Here is a 15,460-nt window from a genome sequence, read left to right as displayed (position 1 = left end):
AGGACATCCCATGCATTCCCACAACGGTCGCAACCGCCCCACTTCCATCATTGCCCTGAATGCCGCCGCCGCTATCGCCGCCCTGTCGCTGGCAGCATGTTCGGCAGAGCCCGCGCCCGAAGCCGACCCGGCGGGCGAGCCGCAGGCACAGACCACGGCGGGCGCGGATCCTTACGGCATTTCCGAAGATGCGACCGAGATCAACCAGGCCATTTCCGGCGCCGGCCTGATCGCGCGCGAATTGGCCCGCCCCACCATCAGCGCCGACCGCACCGTGGTGGTCGACCGCATGGCCAGCTATCTCGACGAGAACGAGCGCGTCCTGCCCGCCCCGCTGGTCGAAGCGGCACGCGAAGACCTGCAGTCGATCCGCGACGCGGTGGAGGCAGGCGACGACGCCGCCGCCATGGCCGCAGGCCAGGCCCTGGTCGAAACCCTGAGAGCCGCCGCCCCCGCAGGCGGGGAGATTTCGGGGAGTTAGGGCGAGCTGTCGCCCCAATCGCTGCGATCCAACGCGGCCATCACATCGGTGATCGCGTTGGTTTCCACGCTCACCCGCACGACCTTGGCGAGCAGGTCGATCATGCTCTCCTTGTAATCGGCGAAGCGATAGGTGTTGAACTTCTCGCGGATGGTCGGGTCGCGCGGTTTCTTTTCCTTGTGCTGGTCGAGCACCCAGTCGATCGCGCTGCGATTGCCGAGGCGATAGTCCCACGCGCCCGCCGGAATGCCGGTGATCTGCGTATCTTCATCCACGACGACGCTGCCCGTCTCGGCCCCTTCGGCGAGGAAGGATTTTAGCTTGGGCTTGGGATGCGAACCCTCGGCGCGCTTGGGGTTGGGCGTATCGACCCGCTCCAGCGGGTAAGGCTCAACCTCCTCGTAATCGATATGCAGGTCGAGCAGCGCCTCCCCCCACTCCACCCATTGGGCAAAATCCGGATAGAAGGGGATGCGCGGAAACTCGCGCTTGAGGTTCAGCGCGTATTTCTCGCGATAGACCGGATCGTGCAGGACGGCGTAGCAATAGGCGAAGATTGCGTCCTTGGTGACCGTTGGCACGCCGTTGTCATCGGCCGGCCAAGCGGGCGGGCTTGCGTCCAGCTCCAGCGTTTCGACCGAACCGTCGGGATTGGTTATCTGGTGGGCTACACCGCCGTTACCGACACGATTCGCGTGACGCGCCGCTGCGACCTCATCCTTGTAATGCGCCTTGAACTTGTTGAGCGCCCAGTCGGTGATGTTGTCTATCTGCTCGCCGGATTTGGTGTAGCGATGGCTGGAGAGTCCAGTCGCCTTTTCGAGCGTATCATGATGCCACAACTGGATTACTGCCAATGCTTGAAACGGCTTGGAGGCGGGCTGGCCGCTGATCAATATCGACCGGCTAAATGTGTTGTCACGCTCTAAGCGCGCGAGCTGATAATGATCCTCGTTGAATTGCCACAGAAAGTTCGTTCGTTGCCGGTCATATGGTCGATAGAGTGACTGTATCGAATTGGGTTTTCCGACAAGCTTAGACCTCGCCGCCGCCAGCTTACGGGTTTTCCTTGTCCATTTAATCTGATCATTGAAGTTAAGTTTCCGATAGTCTAGCTTTCCTTTCGGAAGGCTTCGTACGAGATCGCGATATTCCTGCAAATGGTATTCATACACTGTATCAAGAAAGCCTGACGAACGAGATACCGCCCAGTCATCGCGGTTAGTTTTCACACCGAGCGAGAACAACTTAAAAATAGCGCGTTCTTTGCGCTTATCATCTGCAGATTTCACCGCCTTATCTGCAATTGGCAGAAACTCGTCCCATTCACTGGCTTCAATTTGATTTAGCCAAGTGCTACGCTCATTCGGGCGAATGCGAACGAACTTGTCCGTCTGCAGGTCACGCGATGCGATGTAACTCCGCTTGTCGTCCTCCGTCGCATAATCCTCAACGGCCAGATAGTTGATCCTGAAAGGAGCTTTGCTTTTTTTGCGGATGAAAAAGGCGACCGCGACCCCAACCTTGATCTTGTCCTCGAAAACGTTGCCGCCTTCGCGCCGACGCCGTTCACCACTATTGCGAGCATTGCCTTTTAGATCGATAACCCAAGCTTCCGAGAACTCTTCGGCCATACGTTTCCGAAATCCGTCAAAGGTTCTCGCTTCCAGAAAACTGTTATTGTTGACGAAGGCGACGATCCCTTCGTCGCCAAGCCGGTCGCTAGCCCAGCGATAAAAGCGCGAATACATATCGTAGAGCTTCGTTTTCTGAGCGGTGCTCTCTTTAATGTAGGTCCGCTTTATTCGGTCGTCGATGTGTGGGTATTCGCGGTTTTTGTTGTTGTCGTTCTCGCTTTGCTGGTTCGCATTATACGGCGGATTGCCGATAATGATGCTGATCTTGCGCCGGTTCTGCCGCTTCACGCGCTCGATATTCTCGTCGCTCAGCGCGCCGAGCATGTCGAACTGGTGGCCCGAATGGATGCCGAGCCCGTCCACATTGTCCAGCGTATCGACCAGGCATAGCCCCTCGAATTCGGCAAACTGGCCGGTGATTGCCTGATACGTCGCCTCGATATTCAGGTTGGCGACGTAATAGGGCAGGATCGCCACCTCGTTGGCGTGCAGCTCCTCCTTGTATTTCTGCCGCAACTTGTCCGGCTGTCCGCGAAAATATTCCAGCAGCTCGACGATATAAGTGCCGGTGCCCGTCGCCGGGTCGAGGATTTCGACGCCCCGATCAACGAGGTTCTTGCCGAAATGCTTTTCGCACAGCCAGTCCGCGCTGCGGATCATGAAGCGGACGATTTCGCCCGGCGTGTAAACCACGCCCAGCCGGTCGGCGGCCTTGGGATTATAGACCTTGTAGAAATTCTCGTAGAGCGATTTCAGGAAGTTCTGCTTTTCCGAATGGCTCTGGATCAGGTGCGCGGTTTCCTCGATCCCTGTGTAATAGGGCCGCAGCGCCTGTAGCAGCGAGCGCTTGTCACCATATTCGAACAGCTTGCGCTCCAGCGCATAAAGCTGCTTCGCGATATTGTTATCGCGGTGGTAGTCGCGCATGTCGAACACGCGGTTGAAAATGTCTTCCGTCAGGATGTGCTGGATCAGCATTTCCGTGACGTCGGCGCGCTCTAGCGAGGGGTTGATGGTCTCCTTGACCTGCTTGAGGAACGTCTCCTCGGCCTTGGCGAAATCCGGGCTGGCCTCGCGTTTTTCGCGGATGCGTTCGCGCAGGGCATCGAGGATGGCGGGCAAATCCTCGCCGAACTTGGCAATCGCCTTACGAAAGTCGCGGATGGATGTCTGTTCGTAGGCGAAGAATTGGTTGAGGAGTTCGTATAGCTCCTCGGTATTGGTCATGTCCGCTTCGGCAGTGCGCCGTCCGTCCTGGATCAGCACCGCGCGCGTTGTGTCCTCGTAGATGATGTTCGTCTTGGGATAGCCTCTGGCTTCCTTCTTGCGAATTTCCTCTTCGAGATCGTCCCTGGTGTCCTTCGCCTCCCAATAGCCGAAGGGAACGCGGATATCGTAGACCAGCGCGCCGTCGATGCGGATGTTCGTTCCCTGTGCCGTCGTCATGGGATGTTCGGACAGGTAGGTAAGGTCGTTGGACCGGCCCCAGCTTTTCAGAAGCCCTTGAAAGGCATCGCGTACGGAGCCTTCGTTCAGGTTTCCGCCGACCTTGATGATCCGATCGAGGTCGTTGCGGTATTCATTGATAAGCTGGCGGCTCAAGACACTCTCCCGTAGTCTTGGTTACTAAGGCCGCTCGGCTTTGCCGCAAGCAAACAATTTTCCTACACGGCCGGCGCTTGCTACCGCTGCCTGTGGCGCCGGGCCGACCCGGTGGGCGCGGCGTGCCGGGTGGGTGTGTTTTCGCGTTTGCACCCGGGCGAAGTGTCAACTTCGTTTTCGGGCGCAAGCTGCTGACGTATAACAGGAAAAGGAGATTTCGCGCCGCGGGGCGGTGTCACCTTTGTCAACTTCGTTGCGGAGAGGGGAGTGCTCAGCCCTCTGCTTGGTTCTCTGCTCAGCCCTCTTCGGGGGCGTCCAGGCCGTAGGCGGTGTGGAGGACGCGGACGGCGAGTTCGGTCTCGTCCTCGTCGATCATCACGCTGACCTTGATTTCCGACGTGCTGATCGCCTGGATGTTGATGCCGCGGTCGGACAGGCTGCGGAACATCGTGCTGGCGACGCCTGCATGGCTCTTCATCCCCACGCCCACCACGCTGATCTTGGCGATGTGGCTGTCGGTGATGATACGGTTGAAGCCGATGCCGCTGCGCCGGTCCTCCAGCAGGGCCTGCGCGCGCGGCAGGTCGGTCTGGGGCACGGTGAAGGTGACGTCGGTCTCGCCCTTGTCGCGGCCCACGTTCTGGATGATCATGTCGACATTGATCGACGCGGCGGCCAGCGGTTCGAAAATCTCCGCCACGGCGCCCGGTTTGTCCGGCACGCGGGTCAGGATGATCTTGGCCTCGTTCTTGTCGTGGGCGATGCCGGTGACGTGCTGGCGTTCCATGTCGTTCCTTTCGAGGATCGCGTCCATTTCGGTGTCGGACACGATCAGCGTGCCGGGCAGGTCGTCTGCGGGAGGGGAATCGTCGTCTGTGAAGCTGGAAAGGACCTGCACGCGGACCTGTTCCTTCATGGCCAGGCCCACGCTGCGGGTCTGCAGGACCTTGGCCCCGACGCTGGCCAGTTCCAGCATCTCCTCGTAGGTTACCGCCTTCAGCTTGCGCGCGCGGGCCACGATGCGGGGATCGGTGGTGTAGACGCCGTCGACATCGGTGTAGATGTCGCAGCGGTCGGCCTTCACCGCGGCGGCGACGGCCACGGCGCTGGTATCGGACCCGCCGCGGCCCAGCGTGGTAATGCGGCCTTCGGCGCTGATGCCCTGGAAACCGGGGACGACGGCGACGGAGCCTTCGGCAAGGGAGGCGAGAAGCGCGTCGGCGTCGATTCCCTCGACCCGCGCCTTGGCATGTGCCTCCACCGTGCGGACGGGGAGCTGCCAGCCGAGCCAGCTGCGGGCCTTGCAGCCCATGGATTGCAGGGTCATCGCCAGGAGGCCGGAAGTGACCTGTTCCCCGCTGGCGACGACGACGTCGTATTCGGCGGGATCGTAGAGGGCATGGGCCTCGCGCGCGAAATTGACGAGGCGGTCGGTTTCGCCCGCCATCGCGGAGACGACGACCACGACCTCGTCACGCGTGCCGTCGGGCTTGGGCGCGGCCTGGCGGCGCACGATCTGCGCGACGCGGCGAATGCGCTCGGTCCCCGCCATGGAGGTGCCGCCGAATTTCATCACGATGCGCGCCAAGGATCCGTCACTCCCGCTGCTCGCCCCTATCCCGGGCAGACGGGCGCTGTTACGAAGCGGGCATGAGCGATGCAAGACACGAAGCGCGAAGCAATTCTACGCCGCAGGCAAATGCAGCGGCCACCATCCGCCCGGACGAGGCCGCGCATTTCGGTGCGTTGGCGGCGGAGTGGTGGGATCCGAAGGGCTCCTCCGCCATGCTGCACAAGCTCAATCCGGTGCGGCTGGGCTTCGTGCGCGAGGCGATCGATACCCACTGGGGCGGCGATGTGCGCGACCCGCAGCCGCTGGCGGGGAAGACCGCGCTGGATGTCGGCTGCGGCGCAGGGCTGCTGTGCGAACCGCTGGCCCGGATGGGCGCGGCAGTGACGGGGCTTGATGCGGCGGAGGAGAATATCGCTGCGGCCCGCGCCCACGCAGCGGGCAGCGGTCTGGAGATAGACTATCGTGCGGGAGAGCTGGCGGATGCGGCGCTCGGCCAATTCGACCTGGTGACCTCGCTGGAGGTGCTGGAGCACGTCGCCGACAAGGGCGCGTTCCTGTCGGGCCTTGCCTACAGGCTCAAGCCGGGCGGCCTGATGGTCCTGTCCACGCCCAACCGGACTGCCGCAAGCCGTCTCCTCCTGGTCGGCGCGGCAGAAGGCACCGGTGCCATCCCTGCTGGGACGCATCACTGGGACGATTTCGTCACCCCGGATGAACTGGAAGCGCTGCTGGCGGATACGGGCCTGCAAGTCACCGAGACCCGCGGCATCGCGTGGCGTCCGGGCAAGGGGCTGCACTTGTCGGACGATTTCTCGCTGAATTACATCATGAGCGTGCGCGCGGCCTAGCCGCCGCCCATGCAGACCGGATTGCCGGTGGGATCGGGCGAAACCATGCGCCCCGGATCATCCGTGAAGACCCCGTCGATACCGCTGCTGGCGAGCGTGGAATAAAGAGATTCGTCGCAGCCCGTCTGCGCCGGGCCGCCCCGCCCCCTGAGCTGTTCGGGAAGGAAGGCGTTTTCCTTCCGCACGGTCCAGGCATGGACCAGCAGCCCGGCCTCCTTCGCATCGGCAATGACCGGCAACGCCGTACCGGCAGGTCCAAAAAGAAGGCCGACGGGCGCCCCGATACCGTCGGCATAGGCGGAAATTTCTGCCAGGCCCGCCGGCGAGACCATGTCGGCATAGCTGAGGCCGCGCATGTCGGCGGGGCCGCCCTCGTCCTTCACCAGCTGAACCAGCCGGACATCCAGCATCCGGTCCAGCCGTTCCAGCGTGCCGACTTCAAAACTCTGGACGAACACGGCGTCGTCCGCACCGTCCAGCCCCGCTTCCCGCAATTCGGCCACCAGCAGGTCGACCATGTCGATCCCTGCGTCCTGCAAAAGGAAAGTGGGGTGCTTCAATTCGGGGTAAAGCCCGATCGCACGGCCCGTCTCCGCCTCCTTCGCCCGCACCAGTGTCACGATCTCTGCGAATGTGGGGACCTGGTAAAGGCCGTCGAAACGGGTGTTGGAGGGACGCAGTGCGGGCAGGCGCTCCTTGGCTCGCAAGGTGCGAAGTTCGGCGAGGGTGAAATCTTCCACGAACCAGCCGGAAACCAGTTCGCCGTCGATGGTCTTGCTCCGCCGCCGGTCGCGAAATTCGTCGCGCGAGGCGACGTCCGTCGTTGCGCCGATCTCGTTCTCGTGCCGGGCGACCAGGACCATGTCCTTCGTCGCGACCAGGTCGGGTTCGATATAATCGGCCCCCTGGTCGATCGCGAGTTCGTAGGCCGCCAGCGTATGTTCGGGGCGATCCCCGCTCGCGCCGCGATGTGCAATCACCAGAAGATCGTCCTGCGCAATAGCGGGCATCGGGGCGAGCACGCATGCGGCCAGAGCCAACAGCCTTACGGAAAGTCTCAGCACCACGCGTTCTCCCATTCACTTTCGTTGAAGCCGACCAGGATGCGGCTACCATCTTCGTGCTGGGCAACGGGCCGCTTGATCATGCTCGGGTGTTCCACCAGCAGGGCCAGCGCCTTGTCGCGGTTTATGTCCGCCTTGTCCGCGTCATCCAGCTTGCGATAGGTCGTCCCGCGCCGGTTCAGCAAAGACTCCCACCCGCACTCGTCGGCCCACCGTTCAAGCCGGTCGCGGTCCACGCCTTCCTTCTTGTAGTCGTGGAACGCGTAATCGACGCCGTTCGCATCGCACCATTTGCGTGCCTTCTTCACGGTGTCGCAATTGGGGATGCCGAAAAGCTGTATGGTCATGGCTGGCACTTCTTCGCTGGAGAACATTCACTCTGGGCCGGGCATGTCACAGCACCTGCATATGACAAGGTCCTTGCAGGCGCTCATATTAAGCATGGCCGAACGCACGTCTTTTCAGGTCGGTTCGCCCGCCTGCCAACGCCGGATATCGGGATTGTTGCAGGTCACGACGGTATATTGATCGTAATACGCATCGCGCCCACGAGCCTGCGCCTTTGCATGGGAAGCCCGTCGCCGCCACGCAGCCGCAGCCTCCCGGCTCTCCCATTCGGAAATGGCGACCACTTCCCCATCATCCGCAGTGAAGCTCTTGAAGGACAGGAACCCAGGCTGCCCGAAAGCCTCGCGCTCCATGCGCGCGGCGTCCTCGGCATATGCCTGTGCGTCCATGTCGGCGCATTTCGTGTTGCGAAAAACGACAAGAAACATTGCCGCCATTTCCGTCGGCGATGCACCGGAGTCAATCGCTCGCCGCGATCAGCCGGTACGGAAATTCACGATCCGGCCGTCGCTGCGGAATTCGCACAGGAACTGGTCGCGATTGCGGTCGCGGGAATCGATGCGGCCATCGACGCGCACGATGTCGCGGCTGCGCTGCTCGACCCGCTCCAGCGAAATGCGACCGTAACGCGACGCTTCCCTGGCGCATGCATTGGCCGCAGCCCGCTCGAAATCGTTGAGGCGGTTCGTGTCGTAACCGTCCTGCGTTCCGGCCCCGCCAAGGACCGATCCGAGCACGGCGCCGATCGGATTGCCGCCATAGCCCATGGCGCATCCGCCCAGCAGGAAGGTGGTCGTGGCGAAGGCAGTCGTCAGGATCTTTCGCATTCCGGCTCTCCGCTTGAAACGCCTGCTTAGGCAAAGCCGCTGCGGCATGACGGTATTACGGCCGAGCTAAGGCATTGTTCCTTTGCAGGATTTTATCGCGGCGACAGATGCGCGTCGGCAATAGCCACAGCCAGCGCATCTGCAGCGTCCGCGCCGGCGACCTGTATGCCGGGAAGCAGGACCTTCAGCATCGCTTGGACCTGGCGCTTGTCCGCTGCGCCGGTTCCGACGACCGATTTCTTCACCAGCCGCGCGGAATGCTCGTTCACCCTCAGCCCGCCAGCACCGCAGGCCGCCAGCACCGCGCCGCGCGCCTGCGCCAGCTTTATGGTCGATTGCGCGTTCTTGTTGGCGAAAATCTCCTCCGCCGCCGCGCGGTCGGGGCCATGCGCAGCGACGACCGCAGCGATGGCGGAGTAGAGCTGGTCGAGCCGATCCGCCATGGGCGATTTCGGCGCGGTGGGCACCTGACCGTTCGCGATATGCGCGATGCGGCTTCCCTCGAAGCGGATGACGCCCCAGCCCGTGCAACTGAGCGACGGGTCGAGTCCGAGGACGATCACGCGTCCAGCTTGGCCATCACCTCGTCCGAGATTTCGTAATTGCCCCACACGGTCTGGACGTCGTCGTCATCGTCCAGCGTGTCGATCAGCTTCAGCAGCGTGCCGGCGCCCTTCTCGTCCATGTCGACCGTCAGGTTCGGTTTCCATGCAAGCTTGACTTCCTTCGCCTCGCCCAGCGACTTTTCCAGGTCGCTGGAAACCTGGTGCAGGTCTTCTGCCGCCGTCCATATCTCGTGGCCGTCTTCGCTGGAGGAAATGTCTTCCGCCCCGGCTTCCATGGCAGCTTCCAGGATCTTCTCCTCGTCGCCTGCCTCAGGCCCGTATTCGATGTAGCCCAGCCGTTCGAAGCCGTGGGCAACGCTGCCCTCGGTCCCCAGATTGCCGCCATTCTTGCTGAAGGCGGTGCGCACGGCCGTGGCGGTGCGGTTGCGGTTGTCGGTCAGCGCCTCGACGATGATGGCGCTGCCGCCGGGGCCGTAGCCTTCGTAGCGCACTTCCTCGTAATTCTCGCCATCCGCCGCGCTCGCCTTGTCGATCGCGCGCTGGATATTGTCCTTGGGCATGGACTGAGCCTTGGCCGTATTGACCGCCAGGCGCAGACGCGGATTCATGTCCGGATCGGGCGTGCCCATTTTCGCCGCAACCGTAATTTCGCGCGAAAGTTTGGAAAACAGGTTGGAGCGTTTCTTGTCCTGTGCACCCTTGCGGTGCATGATGTTCTTGAATTTGGAATGGCCTGCCATGGGTCGCGTGCACCGATTGTAAGTGGATGAATCTGTAAGAGGTGCGCATAGCCCCATGACCCCGTCTCCCTCAACCCTTCCCTCGCCGGAGCGCGGCGACATTTCGCCTGTCTCGACTGGCAACAGGCCCCCGCTGGCCGCTTTCCTGCGCAGGCCAGTCCTGCCGGAACGCGCAACGGGGATCGGCGCGCAAGGTCTTGTCGGCGTCCTGCGCCTTTACGCGGTGGATTTCGCGGCGATGAGCCTGCTCGGCATCTTGGCCATGGCAGCGCTTGCCGCAGGGTTCGAATTCCCGTCGAACTCGCTGAACGATATCGCGCTGACGCCGATGGTGATTGCCGCCATCGTGCTGGGCGCGCCCCTGCTGGAGGAAACCGCCTTTCGCAGCTGGCTCTCGGGCAGGCCCGGCCACTGGCTCGCACTCGGCGTTTTGGCGGCGGGGTTCATCCTGCTGACCCAGACCGACATCGCCCGGTCTGACGCGCCCGTGAACGTCAAGGCGATCGGCGGCGCGCTTCTTACCGGGGCGGGTGCGGTCGCGGCGCTCTATACCTTGCGCGGAAGAGCGCCCTTCCGCTGGTTTGCCGCTGCATTCCCGGTCGTCTTCTGGCTGGTGACACTGGCTTTTGCGCTGGTTCATCTGGCCAATTACACCGAAGGGACCCTGCTGATCCTGCTGCCGTTGGTAATCCCGCAATTCATTGCCGGGGCGCTGTTCGGCTATGCCCGCGTCCATTACGGGCTGTGGGCAGCGATGCTGCTGCACGCCATGCACAACGGCACGGCGGTCGCGCTGGTTCTGGTGCTCGGCGAGATGCTGCCGGGCGCCGGTTGAGCGAACCCGGCAAGCCTGATCAGGAGAGTTTCACCGCCGTACCGCTGGCCGACACCATCAGCATGGAGCCGGTATCGCCGATCACCTCGTAATCGAGATCGACCCCGACCACGGCATTGCCGCCCAGCGCCCCGCATTCCGCCTGCAATTCCTCGATCGCCTGCTGGCGCGCATCGCGCAGGATCCGTTCGTAGCTGCCCGAACGCCCGCCCACGATGTCGCGGATATTGGCGAACAGGTCGCGGAACAGGTTCGCCCCGACGATGACTTCGCCCGTCACGATGCCGAGATAGGCCTCGATCGGGCGTCCTTCGATCGTCGGGGTCGTGGTTACGATGATGCCGCGCGCATCTTTCCAGGGTCCGGCCATTCTGTCCTCCTCTGACTGTACCACCAGCATGACACAGCAGGGGCTATCACACCATGCCGAGCGCCGTCTTGTAGGTGTCGAGCACCATTTCCTGCTCGCTGCGATCGTCCGGCTTCATCTTCCGCAGGCGGACGACCTGGCGCATGATCTTCGGATCGTACCCGACCGCCTTCGCCTCTGCGTAGACGTCGCGGATATCCTCAGCGATGCCCTTCTTTTCCTCTTCCAGCCGCTCGATCCGTTCGATCAGCAGGCGCAGGCGGTCATCGGCGGCATTGGCATCGGTATCGGCCATCGGGGGTCTCCGGTCATGTGTGAGAATCAGTTGCGCGCGCTTTAGCGAGCCAGTCCGGAGGGGTGAACCGCCAACCCGGTTTATCGGACGATTATTATCGCGCGTTCTTCGCCACGCTCGCTTCCATGCGGTCCAGTTGTTCCTGCGTTGCCGGGGTCTGGCGCGTGGCTTTCCATTCGTCCTGCGGCATGCCGTGGATGAGCTCGCGCGCGGCGGCCTTGTCGCCTTCGAAGCCGGCATCCATGATCCAGTCGGCGAGGCAATTGCGGCAGAAACCGCTCAGGCCCATCAGGTCGATATTCTGCGCATCGTGGCGGTGCTGCAAATGCCGCACAAGCCGGCGGAAGGCAGCCGCCGCGACGGCATCGTCCAGGGTATCCAGATTGCCTTGCGAGCGGGGCGTATTCGTATCCATGCGTTTCGTCCTTGAGTTGCAATGTGGCGGTGCCATAGCTTCCCGCCATGGAAAAGCGCCCTGCAAAACCCGCCCCGCCCAAACTCGATCCCCGGGGCCGCAAGGTCAAGATCCTCGCGACGACGGGTCCTGCCAGCCGCGATCCCGAAATGCTGCGCCGCCTCTTTCGCGCAGGCGTCGATGCGTTCCGGGTGAACATGAGCCATGGCGAACACGCGCAGCATGCCGAAACGATCAAGGCGATCCGCGCGCTGGAGAAGGAATTTCACCGCCCGATCGCGGTTTTCTGCGACCTGCAGGGGCCCAAGCTGCGGGTCGGCAAATTCAAGGATGGCAAGGCGGTCATTCGCCATTCCGGGCACTTCACGCTCGACCGGCGCGATGAACCCGGCGACGAAACGCGGGTCCAGCTGCCCCATCCCGAACTGTTCGGCCTGCTGGAAAAGGGCCAGCGCCTGCTGATCAACGATGGCAAGATCCGGTTGCGGGTTATCAAGGCGGACGAGGACGCAATCCTGTGCTCGGCAGAGGTCGGCGGCGTCATCTCGGACCGTAAGGGCGTGAACGTGCCCGATGCCGAAATCCCGATCCCGGCCCTGACAGCGAAAGACCGCAAGGACCTTGCCTTTGCCGTGGAACAGGGCGCGGACTGGATCGGCCTCAGCTTCGTCCAGCGTCCCGAAGACCTTGCCGAAGCGCGGCGCCTGATGGGCGGCTATGGCGCCCTGTGTGCCAAGATCGAGAAACCCATGGCGGTGCGCCGGCTGGACGAGATCATCGAATTGTCCGACGGCATCATGGTCGCGCGCGGAGACCTGGGCGTGGAACTCGATCCGGAGGACGTTCCGCCACTGCAGAAGACCATCGTCAACAAGACGCGCACGGCGGGCAAGCCGGTGATCGTCGCCACGCAAATGCTGGAAAGCATGATCGAAAGCCCCAGCCCGACCAGGGCCGAGGTCTCCGACGTCGCCAATGCAGTCTATGACGGGGCCGACGCTGTGATGCTCAGCGCGGAGACGGCTGCCGGCGACTGGCCCGAAGAAGCGGTCACCATCATGCACCGCATCGCGACCAAGGTCGAGAACGATCCGGAATATCTCGCCCGCGTGCGCTTCCTCGACACGCCGCCCGACGCCACTACTGCCGACGCGCTTAGCCATGCCTGCATGACCATCGCGGACACGGTGAAGATCGGCGCGGTGACGGTCTTCACAGGCTCCGGCAGCACGGCCCGCCGTGTCGCCCGCGAACGCCCGAGCGTGCCGATGCTCGTCCTGACGCCCAGCATGCGCACCGCGCGCCGCCTCGCCCTGCTATGGGGCGCGCACGCGGTTGCGACGAAGGACATCGGCAGTTTCGAAGAGATGATCGCCAAGGGCAAGCGCATGGCTCTGCGCCACGGCTTCGGCGAGGCGGGCAGCAAGCTGATCGCGCTGGCAGGCGTGCCTTTCGGGACCCCGGGCAGCACGAACCTGCTGCATGTCGTGACGCTCACCGGCGACGAACTGGAGAAACACGGCAGCTAGGTAGAAGCGCGCTCGAGCCGCCCACGCGCCTCCGCCTCGCCGATCAGCGGCAGCAGTTCGCCCATGTCGGGGCCATGGTTCATGCCGGTCAGCGCCTGGCGTAGCGGCAGGAACAGCGCTTTTCCCTTACGGCCCGTGGCCTCCTTCAGCTTTCCGGTCAGCGCACCCCAAGGGTTCTCGCCCCATTCCAGCGCCTGCGCCGCTTCGGAAAGGTAGGCCCGATCTTCATCGGAGAAGTCCACGGCATCGACGGGCCCGGTGACCAGCCGCCACCATTCCTGCGCCTCGTCAACGGTCGACACGTTAGGCTGGACCGCGTGCCAGCCGGCCTCGTCCATGCCTTCGGGCAAGCGATCGGCCACGTCGCTGAAGGGCATCTGGTGGACGATGGCCGTGTTCACCCGCTCCAGTTCGGCCTCGTCGAACTTGGCGGGGGCGCGGCCGAAGGTCGCAAGGTCGAAGCTGTCGAGCAGCTTCTCGCGGTCGGCAATCGGCTCCACCGGCTGCGAGGTGCCGAGGCGCGCCAGCAGCGCGATGACCGCCTCGGGCTCGATCCCTTTCTCGCGGAATGCATCGCAGCCGAGCGAGCCCAGTCGCTTCGACAGCTTGCCTTCCTTGCCGACCAGCAGCGCCTCGTGCGCGAAAGCGGGCGGGGTTGCTCCCAGCGCCTCGAACATCTGCACCTGCACGGCGGTGTTGCTGACGTGGTCCTCACCGCGCAGCACCTGCGTCACGCCCATGTCGATATCGTCGACGCAGCTTGGCAGCATGTAGAGCCAGCTTCCGTCGGCGCGGCGGATCACCGGGTCGGAAAGGGTCGCAGGGTCGAATTTCACCGTGCCTCGCACGCCGTCGCCCCATTGGATCGGCGAGTCATGGTCGAGGCGAAGCCGCCAATGCGGAGTGACGCCGTCTGCTTCCTTCGCCGCGCGTTCCTCCTCGGACAGCGCAAGGGCTGCGCGGTCGTAGATCGGCGGCTTGCCGCGTCCCAGCGCGATCTTGCGCTTCAACTCCAGCTCGCGCGCGGTTTCGTAAGCCGGGTAGACGCGGCCTTCGGCTTTAAGCTTCTCGAAAGCCTCGTCGTAGAGGGCCAGCCGATCGGATTGCCGCGCCTCTCCATTCGGCTCCAGCCCCAGCCAGGCGAGGTCGGCGCGGATTGCATCGACATACTCCTCCTTCGATCGCTCGGCATCGGTGTCGTCGATGCGCAGCAGGAATGTCCCACCGGATTTGCGGGAGAGGAACCAGTTGTGCAGCGCCGTGCGGATATTGCCGACATGCAGCCGTCCGGTGGGCGAAGGGGCGAAACGGGTAGTGGTCATGGCCAAGCCCGATAGCCGATGGAAACCGGCAGCGCGAGTGCCGCTAGGGCTGCGGACGGCAAGTTTTGCAACCTTGCGCTGAGCAGGTAGATCGGGCTTCGCATTTCGCCCTTCCCGTAATTTATTCCCGGTTTGGTAGACTTTGCCGCGTTCCTGCCCCGGGCGTGCGAACGGCAGCGCGTCGTGCCAGCGTCAGGCTGCCGCCGCTACCGGACAGTGTAACTTTGCGCTCGGCCCCGCGCGTAATCTTTTCGGCCTTCCCGATGATGGAAAGAATGGTGTTCCTGCCCTTGGGCGGCACGACTGCGCAGACTGGGGGCGGAGGAACCGGCTCGGCACCCGGAGGAGGCGGAGGGGGCGCCGGTGTCTCGATGACGCTAAAACGCTCGTTCACGATGCGATAAGGGACGGCGCCTCCAAGGCACGACGGTTCGACGCGGATTGCATGGGCATCTGCCGTGATGCGCAGGCTTCCGCTTGGAATTGCCGGGCGCCCGTCGATCTGCACGACATCCCATTCTCCCGCCAGCGTTTCCGGCGGCGTAGACGAAGACGCTTCGAGGACGAGACGGGTTTCATCTCGTAAGAGGACGATGTTCCCGTTTGGCTCTTTCGTCGCAGTCCAGCGTCCCTGAAGGGCTGTCATGACCGCTGGCAGGGGTTCGGGATAGCCGATGTCGCACACCGGGCGATCGCGCGGCACGACATCGTCCGCGATAACCAGCCGACCCTCTTCTGCCCGATATGAAAGGATCCAGCCGGCACATCCGGGGTCCCACGCCAGCGTATCGCTGCTGCCGGACAGGGGTATGCGCATGTCCAGTGTCTCGCCATCCAGGCGCGAGACCGTCCAGTGCCCTTGCAGATCGGGCACCGGTTCCGCGTTTTTTGCAATGTCCTGCAGCTCGTTCTCTGGCCGCAGGCTCGCATCCTGCGGCCCGCAGCCTGCCAGACTGAGCCCGACGGCAACCAGGACGAAGGGACACTTCATGCGCCGAGATTAGGCGT

At 63.2% G+C, this 15,460-nt stretch carries 17 protein-coding genes; 4 read left to right on the top strand and 13 right to left on the bottom strand.

All coding sequences use genetic code 11. The features are described from left to right. Positions 1-10: 10 nt before the first annotated feature. Positions 11-481 (top strand): hypothetical protein, encoded by a 471-nt coding sequence (locus ACGHJ7_RS10265; protein ID WP_390477097.1) that lies wholly within the window; start codon positions 11-13, stop codon positions 479-481. Here ACGHJ7_RS10265 and ACGHJ7_RS10260 read toward each other — a convergent pair. Continuing rightward, positions 478-3,384 carry a type ISP restriction/modification enzyme gene (locus ACGHJ7_RS10260; RefSeq protein ID WP_390477095.1) on the bottom strand — a complete coding sequence of 969 codons (2,907 nt, stop codon included), beginning with the start codon at positions 3,382-3,384 and terminating at the stop codon, positions 478-480. The genes ACGHJ7_RS10265 and ACGHJ7_RS10260 overlap by 4 nt on opposite strands. 631 nt (positions 3,385-4,015) lie before the next feature. Beyond that, positions 4,016-5,308, bottom strand: a complete 1,293-nt coding sequence (locus ACGHJ7_RS10255) for an aspartate kinase (protein WP_390477093.1) — start codon at positions 5,306-5,308, stop codon at positions 4,016-4,018. A gap of 62 nt (positions 5,309-5,370) precedes the next feature. Between ACGHJ7_RS10255 and ubiG the strand changes: the two genes are divergently transcribed. Next, positions 5,371-6,141 (top strand): bifunctional 2-polyprenyl-6-hydroxyphenol methylase/3-demethylubiquinol 3-O-methyltransferase UbiG, encoded by a 771-nt coding sequence (gene ubiG, locus ACGHJ7_RS10250; protein WP_390477090.1) that lies wholly within the window; start codon positions 5,371-5,373, stop codon positions 6,139-6,141. On the opposite strand, the gene ACGHJ7_RS10245 is transcribed toward ubiG, so the two are convergent. From ACGHJ7_RS10245 to ACGHJ7_RS10220, 6 genes are all read right to left on the bottom strand, one after another. After that, positions 6,138-7,220 (bottom strand): glycerophosphodiester phosphodiesterase, encoded by a 1,083-nt coding sequence (locus tag ACGHJ7_RS10245; RefSeq protein WP_390477087.1) that lies wholly within the window; start codon positions 7,218-7,220, stop codon positions 6,138-6,140. The two genes, ubiG and ACGHJ7_RS10245, sit on opposite strands and share 4 nt — an antisense overlap. Continuing rightward, entirely contained in the window at positions 7,199-7,552 is a 354-nt protein-coding gene (locus ACGHJ7_RS10240) for an ArsC family reductase (protein ID WP_390477084.1), read from the bottom strand. The genes ACGHJ7_RS10245 and ACGHJ7_RS10240 overlap by 22 nt, the downstream gene beginning before the upstream one ends. A gap of 114 nt (positions 7,553-7,666) precedes the next feature. Continuing rightward, positions 7,667-7,981: an antibiotic biosynthesis monooxygenase family protein gene (locus ACGHJ7_RS10235; protein WP_390477082.1), complete on the bottom strand. Its 315-nt coding sequence runs from the start codon at positions 7,979-7,981 to the stop codon at positions 7,667-7,669. Positions 7,982-8,029: 48 nt separating this feature from the next. Continuing rightward, positions 8,030-8,380, bottom strand: coding sequence for a hypothetical protein (locus ACGHJ7_RS10230; RefSeq protein ID WP_390477079.1), 351 nt, complete (start codon positions 8,378-8,380; stop codon positions 8,030-8,032). A 92-nt stretch (positions 8,381-8,472) separates the two neighbouring features. Continuing rightward, entirely contained in the window at positions 8,473-8,943 is a 471-nt protein-coding gene (gene ruvC / locus ACGHJ7_RS10225; protein WP_390477077.1) for a crossover junction endodeoxyribonuclease RuvC, read from the bottom strand. Continuing rightward, the gene (locus tag ACGHJ7_RS10220; protein WP_390477074.1) at positions 8,940-9,686 is read right to left on the bottom strand and encodes a YebC/PmpR family DNA-binding transcriptional regulator; all 747 of its coding nucleotides are present in this window, start codon (positions 9,684-9,686) and stop codon (positions 8,940-8,942) included. The genes ruvC and ACGHJ7_RS10220 overlap by 4 nt, the downstream gene beginning before the upstream one ends. Before the next feature lie 55 nt (positions 9,687-9,741). Between ACGHJ7_RS10220 and ACGHJ7_RS10215 the strand changes: the two genes are divergently transcribed. After that, complete coding sequence (locus tag ACGHJ7_RS10215; protein WP_390477071.1) at positions 9,742-10,521, top strand: type II CAAX prenyl endopeptidase Rce1 family protein; 780 nt, start codon at positions 9,742-9,744, stop codon at positions 10,519-10,521. A 19-nt stretch (positions 10,522-10,540) separates the two neighbouring features. Here the strand turns inward: ACGHJ7_RS10215 and ACGHJ7_RS10210 are convergent, their stop codons facing one another. The 3 genes from ACGHJ7_RS10210 to ACGHJ7_RS10200 all read right to left on the bottom strand — a co-directional run bounded on the left by ACGHJ7_RS10210 (position 10,541) and on the right by ACGHJ7_RS10200 (position 11,601). Then, positions 10,541-10,891, bottom strand: a complete 351-nt coding sequence (locus ACGHJ7_RS10210) for a heavy metal-binding domain-containing protein (protein WP_390477068.1) — start codon at positions 10,889-10,891, stop codon at positions 10,541-10,543. A 46-nt stretch (positions 10,892-10,937) separates the two neighbouring features. Beyond that, the gene (locus ACGHJ7_RS10205) at positions 10,938-11,186 is read right to left on the bottom strand and encodes a DUF2312 domain-containing protein (RefSeq protein ID WP_390477065.1); all 249 of its coding nucleotides are present in this window, start codon (positions 11,184-11,186) and stop codon (positions 10,938-10,940) included. Positions 11,187-11,280: 94 nt separating this feature from the next. Further along, positions 11,281-11,601 (bottom strand): DUF1244 domain-containing protein, encoded by a 321-nt coding sequence (locus ACGHJ7_RS10200; RefSeq protein WP_390477063.1) that lies wholly within the window; start codon positions 11,599-11,601, stop codon positions 11,281-11,283. A gap of 47 nt (positions 11,602-11,648) precedes the next feature. Here ACGHJ7_RS10200 and pyk point away from each other — a divergent pair, with 47 nt between their 5' ends. After that, positions 11,649-13,130 (top strand): pyruvate kinase, encoded by a 1,482-nt coding sequence (gene pyk, locus ACGHJ7_RS10195; protein ID WP_390477060.1) that lies wholly within the window; start codon positions 11,649-11,651, stop codon positions 13,128-13,130. On the opposite strand, the gene gltX is transcribed toward pyk, so the two are convergent. Both gltX and ACGHJ7_RS10185 read right to left on the bottom strand, forming a co-directional pair. Next, on the bottom strand, positions 13,127-14,452 hold the full coding sequence (gene gltX, locus ACGHJ7_RS10190) for a glutamate--tRNA ligase (RefSeq protein WP_390477058.1): 1,326 nt from the start codon (positions 14,450-14,452) through the stop codon (positions 13,127-13,129). The genes pyk and gltX overlap by 4 nt on opposite strands. Positions 14,453-14,573: 121 nt before the next feature. Continuing rightward, positions 14,574-15,443, bottom strand: coding sequence for a hypothetical protein (locus tag ACGHJ7_RS10185; protein ID WP_390477055.1), 870 nt, complete (start codon positions 15,441-15,443; stop codon positions 14,574-14,576). Between the last annotated feature and the right edge of the window lie 17 nt (positions 15,444-15,460).

Origin of the sequence: Altererythrobacter sp. MTPC7, assembly GCF_042851395.1 — a bacterium.
In the GTDB taxonomy this organism is placed as follows: Bacteria; Pseudomonadota; Alphaproteobacteria; order Sphingomonadales; family Sphingomonadaceae; genus CAJXSN01.
This window is presented reverse-complemented; position numbering and strand designations above follow the sequence as displayed.